General features: G+C 53.9%; 4 protein-coding genes and 2 pseudogenes. 5 read left to right on the forward strand and 1 reads right to left on the reverse strand.

All coding sequences use genetic code 11. The features are described 5' to 3' along the window. The 4 genes and pseudogenes from IB274_RS29330 to IB274_RS30010 all read left to right on the forward strand — a co-directional run. The coding region (locus IB274_RS29330) for an Ig-like domain-containing protein (RefSeq protein WP_192436276.1) at positions 1–3,373 on the forward strand (3,373 nt) is incomplete at its 5' end. Between the two features lie 108 nt (positions 3,374–3,481). After that, positions 3,482–4,384: an OmpA family protein gene (locus IB274_RS29335; RefSeq protein WP_192436277.1), complete on the forward strand. Its 903-nt coding sequence runs from the start codon at positions 3,482–3,484 to the stop codon at positions 4,382–4,384. 464 nt (positions 4,385–4,848) lie between these two features. Next, positions 4,849–5,457, forward strand: a pseudogene (locus IB274_RS30005) (response regulator); the annotation flags it as partial. Next, on the forward strand, positions 5,434–6,624 hold the full coding sequence (locus tag IB274_RS30010) for a PAS domain-containing sensor histidine kinase (protein WP_412548462.1): 1,191 nt from the start codon (positions 5,434–5,436) through the stop codon (positions 6,622–6,624). The pseudogene IB274_RS30005 and the gene IB274_RS30010, both read left to right, overlap by 24 nt. A 117-nt stretch (positions 6,625–6,741) precedes the next feature. On the opposite strand, the gene IB274_RS29345 is transcribed toward IB274_RS30010, so the two are convergent. Beyond that, positions 6,742–7,086, reverse strand: a complete 345-nt coding sequence (locus IB274_RS29345; RefSeq protein WP_192436279.1) for a hypothetical protein — start codon at positions 7,084–7,086, stop codon at positions 6,742–6,744. A gap of 1,584 nt (positions 7,087–8,670) precedes the next feature. Between IB274_RS29345 and IB274_RS29350 the strand changes: the two are divergent. Then, positions 8,671–8,808 (forward strand): annotated as a pseudogene (locus IB274_RS29350) (IS3 family transposase); the annotation flags it as partial.

Below are 8,808 nucleotides of genomic sequence, written 5' to 3' on the forward strand. Positions count from 1 at the left end.
CTGGAGCGTGCAGGTATCGGGCACCGACCTGGCCAAGGGCAGCAGCATCGACGCTACCCTGGTGGCCCATGATGCGGCCGGCAACCAGAGCAGTGTCACGGCCAACCGTCCTTACACCGTCGACGTGGCGGCGCCGGACGCAGCCAGCACCCAACTGACCATCGACACCGTGGCCGGCGACGACATCGTCAACCTGGCCGAATCGCAGGTGCAGCAGACCATCAGCGGCAAGGCGATCGGTGAGTTCCAGGTGGGTGATGTGGTGAGCTTCAAGCTCAACGGCACCACCTACAGCGCCACTGTGGCAGCCGATGGCAAGTGGAGCGTGCAGGTATCCGGCGCCGACCTGGCCAAGGCCACCAGCATCGACGCTACCCTGGTGGCCCATGATGCGGCTGGCAACACCGGCCTGATCACCGCCAACCATGGCTACACCGTCGATGTCACCGCGCCGGCAAAACCGACCATCGACACGATCTATGACGAGGAGAGCAAACAGTCAGTACTGCCAGGCTCCAACTCCGAAGACAACACACCTGTAATCACTGGCAGCGCCGAAGCCGGTAGTACTGTCATCATCAAGAATGGCGGCAAGGTCATCGGCAGCACCACCGCCGACAATAATGGCAAGTGGGAATTCACCCCCCAGACCCCATTGGACGAAGGCGCTCATGAGTTGACCGTGGAGGCAGTGGACAAGGTCGGCAACACCAGCCTGCCGTCTGCCCCCTTCAATTTCGGCGTGGTGCCCGGCGGTGACGATCAACCGGCAATGCTTAGCGGAGGCTCGGCGGTCTTCAACTACACCGTGGTGCTCGATACCTCCGGCAGCATGAATGGCACAGGAATAGCGGCTGCCAAGCATGCGCTGCTTTCCATGATGAGCACTGTCCTCTATTACGGCGGCACAGCGACCTTTGATCTGATTACCTTCGCAACGAGCACGAAATCTCACGGTAGTTTCACCTTCGCCAAAGCCACCGATGCGGATTACTCCCGGCTGGTGGATGTGATTAATTCTCTGGTTGCAACTGGAGGAACAAACTATGTGGAGGCGTTGAGTACGGCATCTCAGAGAATAGATTCCGAAATGTCTGCCGGTATTGTGGAGAACAAACAGGTATTCTTTTTATCTGATGGAGATTCGTTACCTGTTCCGACTGCCAGTCAGTATGCTTCATGGCAAAGTTTGATGGCCAATCCGCCAGGGGGGAATATGCCAATTCCAGTCACGACCATCGGACTGGGCAGCGGTATTAGAGATTCTGAGCTGTCAAAGATCACAACCAGCCAGACCATTATGTCGCCATCAATCGATGATCTGGCCGGCATTATGCTGAACAACCTCTTCGTTGACTCTTCCTCGGGCAATCTGCTGTCCAACGACGCCAAGATCATCAAGGATGGTAAGGAAGTCATCGCTCAGGTGGAGCACGATGGAGCGATCTACCGGATCACCGGTGGCAAGCTGGAGGTACAGAATCCTAGCGCCAAGGTAACGGCCAGCTACGACGATCTTACTGGACGCTTGGTGCTGGATACCGAAATGGGTGTATTGACCCTGTATACGAAAGCTAACGCCAACTATGTAGCGGGCGACTATCTCTATCAATTGCGTCCTTCTACTGAGCTGAACGCAAATATTGGCGATATTGCTCATTGGGATTATCGCTACACCGCCATGGATAGCCAGGGGCATAGTCAGTCGGCGACGTTGCAAGTTTCGGCTGAACTCGGCCAAACCATTTCCGAGGCGATCGAAATCCTTTCGGTAAGTGGTGGGGACAGCGAGTTCGGCGCTGCTGGCGGGGCCGGGCGCTATATAACCGGCAGTGTGGCCCAGGCCATTGCCTCGGGAAACTTCCTGGAAGTCTCGGTGGATAAAGGCAAAACCTGGAGCCAAGTGAGTGCCACAGATGGTAAGAGTTGGGCCTTTGTGGACAAATCCAGTCACACCGCTGACTGGACAATTCAGGCCCGTATCTCTGACGGTAAAGGCAACTCGGCTTATTTGACCGAGCAAGAGGTAACTTGGGCCGCCCCAGCCAAAGCGCCGACCATTCTGGGCATTCCGAAGGCTGACGACGGTTTGCTAAGTGCAACCGAGGCCAATACTGGCGTGGAAATGACGGTGTCACTGGCCAACACTGGCGCCAAGGCGGGGGATATTGTCCATGTCCAGTGGGGAATCGCACTCTTCGACCAGACGTTAACTGCTCTGGACATCGATTCGGGGCAGGTCGTTGTGAATGTGCCCAAAGCCGTCACCAACAGCGGCACTACCTCACAAGGCGTGTTGTATGACTTCGACGTCGCGGTGAGTATTGTCTCCAATGGCGTGGCGGGAGAAAGCTCCTTGGCTTACCACGTGATAGGGGGTGGCTTCTCCACGAAAGCCATCAGTGACTCTCTCTCCAGCGCGTCTTCGACAGTGGTCGACAACACCTACAACGGCGAAGGCTTCACAGTCACCACCAGCGGTGCATCGCTGGAGAAGACTGCTCAGATCACCAACCAGAAATATGCAGGTTTGACTGTGAGCGATGCGGCCATGGCAGACATGCTGTTCACCTTGGACAAGCCTGCGACCCGCATTGGGTTCACGCTGTCCGGTTTGGAGAGCGGAGCGGAGATCATCGTTTATGGCACTAACGGAAATGAGATCCATCGCGAGACAGTTAGCGGTACTTCCTCCGGCTACCAATACAAGGCATTCAGCTACCAGGCAGTGGCTGGTATCGAAGTAAGCAGCTTCAAGGTCATTTCCGGTAGCGATAGCCTGACCATGAGTAGCTATACGGAAACCCAGGCGCTGCACGTAACCGATACTCGTGAGCTGAAGATCGATGACCTGTCAGATAGCTACTACGGTACCTCCTCGTACGATGTGGTGAGCCTGAAGTACAGCGCAGCGGGCTTCCTTGCGAGCACCAGTAACAAGGGCTTCCATGGCGGAGATGGCGTGGATATCTTGAAACTGGAAGGTGGCAGCCATGTCTTCAACCTGAACCTGGCGACCTCTGCGGGCAAGCTGACGGGTTTCGAGGTCTTGGATATCACTGGTTTCCTGGCCACGGGGGGGACAACTTCCGGTGCCAACACCCTCACGCTGTCGGTCAAGGATGTACTGGAGAATGGTCAGGTGGACCTGTTCCAAGCTTCGGGTAAACACACCGTGCAGATGATGGTAAAGGGCGATGCCAACGACACCGTGAATCTCGATGACCTGCTGGGTGCCACCGGGCCTGACTATGGCGACTGGGCCCTAACCGGCCAGACCTCCGTCGACAATCAGTCCTATAACACCTACCACCACAGCGGGCTGGATGCGGAGTTGCTGATCCAGAGTGCGGTGAAGGTCAATCTCATCTGATGCAGGTGTCTGTGTTCGGCCCTGCCGGGCCGAACACACTTCTCCCTCGATTTAGTCATTTCAGGATGGAGCCTCTCCGCGTGGCGGCGAGGTTCTGGAGTTATTTTCATGAGCATTTTCCCTTCCTGGCCTTTGCATAATGTCGTCTGCCTCAGCGCCTTAGTACTGGCTATCGGCTTTGCTGGCGAAGTTGAGGCTGGTATCGACACTTCGATTTACGGCGACTCCCATCAGAAGGTGGAGTCCGTCTCGGTCGCCCAGGCCCAGATCGTAATGTTCCGTGGTAACGATGGCGGCAAGCAGGCGGCTCACGTCTACATCGACGGCGAGTTGCAGAGTGCCCTGATGCCCGGTGGTTACACCGTGTTCTGCACCCCCGCGGGCGAGCACTCGGTGGAGTCGTACATCGGTGACGCACCGCTGTACACCGGCAAGCGCAATCCGCAGAGCTACGCCAAGCTGGCCGGCGGCCAGACCTACGTGCTGGAAGCACCGGTCGGAATTGGCCAGAAGACGCCCATCGTACACACCGGCAAGCAGGCTGAACGCAGCCTCCAGGGTATGCGCCGACAGATCCATGTACTCAGCCGCGCCAGTGCCGTGGTGCCCTGCCAGACGGAAACCCGCCTGAGCCTACGCAGTGATGTGCTGTTCGCCTTCGGCAAGGGCTCGTACCAGGACTTGACCGCAGAAGGCCGGAGCCAACTGAGCCAGGTCGTGCAGGAGATCAGGCAGGATCTGAACAAGGTCCAGGGCGTGGAAATCGTCGGCCATGCCGACCCCATCGGCACTGCGGCAGCCAACCAGCGCCTGTCCCTTCAACGCGCCGAGTCGATCCGCCGGGTGCTGCTGGAAGCGGGCATTCAAAGCGATCAGCTCACGGCCACTGGGCGTGGCAGCCTCGAGCCGGTGGTGCAGTGCAACAGCGGTTCGCGCAGCGCACAGATCGCCTGCAACGCGCCCAACCGCCGCGTCGAGCTGGTGATTCGCGGCGCTCAAGCATCGCTGTAAATCCAGGCGTAATGAGTCCCGAAGCGCCTTGCGGCGCTTCGGGCCTAAAATCGGAATCGGCGGAGAAGCCCACCTCGGGGTTCACGACTGCTTCGTCGATTCCGGACCTGCCTCGCGCATATCTTCTCTTGCCGAACGCTGATTGCTTGCTGACCTGGCCCTCTGCCCCCCAATTAGCCAGTGCGTCGAAAACAGCTCCCGCCGGTAACCTGCGCAAGCTGATCGGCCGCTTGCAACGGATGCAGTTCCAGCAACTGAGGCGCCGGACTCATCGCGTAACGACGCCTCATAACCAAGTCCACTCCTGCCAGCGTCGATCCTCGCCCATAGCTCAATTCTCGCCATCAAGGCCTGTCCACAGCTGTCCGATTGTCTGTGGTCAAAGCGAAGGAAATTAGTTCCAGTACGAGCGCAATGGCATGCCATGGGCTAAAAAAAAAATAGTCATCCTGAGAGAAGCCCCCATGAGCAGAATTTTAATCGTCGATGAGCAACCTTTGACGCGGGAAGCATTGCGGCTCCTGTTGGAGAATGACCGGCACGAGGTGGTCGGCGAGGCGGACAACGGCCCCAGCGCGTTGCAGCAGGCCCGTGACTGCAACCCGGATATCATGATCCTCGACTTGTCAATTCCACGCCTGGGAGGGCTGGAGGTCGTTCAACGCCTAGCCACTCAAGAGTCGCGCGTGAAAACGTTGGTGCTGACCTCACAGGATTCGGAGTACTTCGCGGGGCGTTGCGTTTCAGCCGGTGCAACGGGTTTCGTCAGCAAGCAGGCTGATCCTCAGGAAGTTCTATTGGCCGTTCGGGCAATCACCAAAGGGTTGAGCTACTTCCCTTCCAGTCGAATGGGAACGGTAAACGTCGCAGATAAAGCAGTGCTCAATAAGCTTTCCGTTAGGGAGCTTAGTGTCCTGCAATTGCTAGCTAAGGGAATGAGCAATATCGCTATCGCCGATCAACTTGCCATAAGTGATAAGACTGTAAGTACCTATAAAGTCAGACTGATGGAGAAAATGCGGGCGAAATCCCTGGTGGAATTGATAGATATTTCCCGAAGACATGGCTTAGTCGAAGGTGATAGCGGAAAAGCGGAAAGCCCGCAATTGAGTGAGGACCAGCTAGAGGAGCTTGAGCTTCTAAGGCGCACTATGGATGAACTGCCGCATCCCATTACTATTAGGGCTCTTGATACCCGCATTCTGTACTGTAATAAGGCGACATTAGAACTGCTCGGAGTTTCTGAGGAGGAAATTATCGGAAAACGAGTAGGCGAGTTGGCAGAGTTTGCTGATCCCAACGAGGCTGAATTGCTTAGGGAAGATTTAGCTTCCGCCATCCAAGCGGGGGAACCCTATCAGGCGGACGTGGAAGTGCAATTGAAAATAGGTCGCCTGGTACTCCGGCATTGGGGGCGACCTTATCGGGATAAGAGGGGCGTCCTGATAGGAGCAATCTGTGGGTCAGTCAATGTCACGGACCAGGATGATGTGGTGCGAGATCTGCGGAACGCTAATGCTCGTATCGAAGTGATCAGCCACGGAAAGACTGAGTACCTTAGGGGGATCGCAGAGGAAATTCAGGGGCCACTGCAAAAAATCATAGCGATGATAAATCTCAGACTGGGAAAGGACGAGTCAGATGTACGTGATAAGCCGCTGGTCGTCGCTCGCTCAGTATCCTTTAACCTTCTTAGTATATTGGATGAGGTTAAGCTTCTCTGTCGAGTAAAGGCAGGCCGCATACGGCTTGTGAAAGAAAAGGCTGATCTGCGGGAGTTGGTGAATAACCAGTTGGATAACTTCAGAAGTCAAGCCCAAGCTAAAGGGTTGGAGCTTTCATCTGATTTTAACTTGGCGCTTCAGCCAAAAGTCTGGTGTGACGCGCTTCGTCTACAGCAAATACTGCAATTGCTCTTGGATAATGCAATAAAATATACTGAAGAAGGGGTTGTGCTGGTCCGACTCAGTGCACGAGGGCAAGGTCAGGGGCTGGTTGAAGTAATAATGGACGTTGAAGATACAGGAGTTGGAATTCTTGAGCCTGACCAGATCGGTCTTTTTGAACCTTTCTCATATGATCTCGATGGTATGCGTGTAGGGCAGGGGAGATCCAGTCTGGGGTTGGCTATATGTAAAAGTTTGGTGACTTTGATGGGCGGAGATATATCTGCAAAAAGTCGTGTAGGTGTGGGGACGGAAATTCAATTTAAATTATCTCTGCCGGATGCAAGAGGGTGAATGGGGTTGAATATTTTTAGCAGGACGAAGAGTTAAGTAAAATTTTGTAGATGTTTTGAAGGTGTGGCTTTGCTTTTTCAAAGCCACATTTTAACCTGCGCGATTTGGAATGTGGTATTACTGCTCCATATTTTCCTTTGCATGAGTTTTAAGATAGTTGACTGCTTCATCCATTTCTTTGAAAGCCATTCCTGCCGGCCACTCGTTACCCAGTGGTGTAGCTAGCCATGGAAGTTCACTCTTGATTTGAATTACCTCGCCAATAGACACCCCGCCTTGGCTGAGGATAGTTACTCTTGTGAGCTCTTTGTTTTTCTCTACTACAGCCCAAGATCTCAATCGTTCGGCCTGCTTGGAACTGATTAATCCATTTCTTTCGGCGCGATTTATCGATGGGATGTCAAGCCGCTTTTTAAGATGGTAGTAGAATCTACGACTATTTTGTTTAGGTTTTCCGTGCATAAGGTGGTGCCGCAATGTACTTGTTCAGCAAGATGTTGGGCGTGCCTGAATATCCAGCGGCCTAGCCTATATGCCAGCATATTTACAGGATCCCAGTTCTATACTTGGTTACGTCAGATAAAACTCTCTTGAAATCAATTGAGCTACACCTTTAATAGTTTTCTCTATATGGTGGCGATAGAAATATGAGCCAAGTCGAGCCGTGCAAGCGATTGCCAGCGAAAATTTAAGATTGAATTGTTATCAATGTTGATATGAGAATTTTTAGATGGGTTTGACGAGAGAGAGCAAGCTGGCCTGAGTAACACCGAGCGCTTCCAGTCCGATAGCGGCCCAGAAAATCCAGATTGCAGCGTCGCCAGAGACTGAGGCGAAGTATGTTCTGCGCAGGAGGCAGGTAGCTGTATGGTATTGGGGGGAGGATATAAAATTGGGAGGCTGTAATACTCTAGGTTCGCCCGAGTGTGGGCAGCCCATTGATCTTGGGTAGAGTTATATGCGCTAGGCGAAATTGGAGCGGTGACCAGTGCTTTGCCGGGCAGAGGTACTGCGCCAGGCATCCCGGTGTAAAATTCATTCAAGGTATAGTTGGGGCTTACATTATTTAAATCTGTAAGCTGAGCAATTGCTGCGACTGCTGTTGCAGTCGATGCAATTATGGCAAAGTGCTGCAGATAGGATGGAGCTTCGCGTAACGGATTGCTTGTAGTCAAGTTAATGTCTCGGTCGGCGGGCCTTGCGGCCGGTTGACACCTCACGCAATGCATTTTAAGTATCTGGCGATGGCATCTCTTTCAGATTATTCCTCGTTAATTTTTATTTTTTAAAAATATGAATTGTTTCATGTTTTCGAAAGAGACAGGGGCTGAGCCTGGTGGCAGGTAATTACAGAGGCGTCAGGTGGAACTATGTGGCTGTCGATATCTATCTGTTGCTTGGTAGGTGTCTCGATTTATTGTCGGTAAATTCCTATGCCGAGGTGGGATTATTCGTGCAAGCCTAGTGTGTGAGTTCGCGTATGGTTTTTCCCCACTACTGAGAAACGGGCGAAAAATATAGATGCGAAAGGAACAATCTTCAGCGAATTCTGTGTTCGGGGATACGAAATTGCCGTCTTGGCAAGCCCATACCGTCTGGCGATGGAGCGAGCTTCCGGTTTGTCTAACTGCCGGTTGGCTTGTGGCTTTGATCGCGTGGTTGGGACTTGCGGTGCTCATCGCCATGTCTGTGCCCCTGGATGACGCACGAGCGGAATCCATTCCTGCAATAGCTGTGTTTTTGCATCAAGTTTCACCTTGGGTCTATTTGGGGCTGCTAGCTTCAGCCGTCGGCTGGTTGCAATTGCATCTGAAGGTGGCTGCGGCGGGAGTACTTGCGTTTTGTGTGGGGGTGCTGACTGGTGCCCTCATCACCCCTGTTCTATGGATAGAATTCAATAGGGAACCGTTCTGCTGCCTGCTTTGAAAGCGCGAACTCGTCGGTCGCTGGAAATGCCGAGAAGCATTCCCGACTTCTTATTGGTCCTGAATAGATCGTCCCCGTGATTGTCATGTCCAGCACTTGGCTGCGTATCACCGATCAATTCTTTCGCCAACTGGGGTCTACGGCTATCGCAAGATCCACGACGACCTGCGTGAGCTGGGAGAGTCCTGTGGCCGGCATCGCGTAGCCCGCCTGATGCGGGGGGAAGGGTTGCGCTCGCAGACCGGCTATCGTCGTCGG

The sequence above is a fragment of the Pseudomonas sp. PDM18 genome (assembly GCF_014852585.1).
Lineage (GTDB): Bacteria > Pseudomonadota > Gammaproteobacteria > Pseudomonadales > Pseudomonadaceae > Pseudomonas.

Excerpts from the sequence above, each read along its gene's own strand:
- IB274_RS29345 (WP_192436279.1), bottom strand. The coding sequence starts at position 7,086 with ATGCACGGAAAACCTAAACAAAATAGTCGTAGATTCTACTACCATCTT.
- IB274_RS29335 (WP_192436277.1), top strand. The coding sequence starts at position 3,482 with ATGAGCATTTTCCCTTCCTGGCCTTTGCATAATGTCGTCTGCCTCAGC.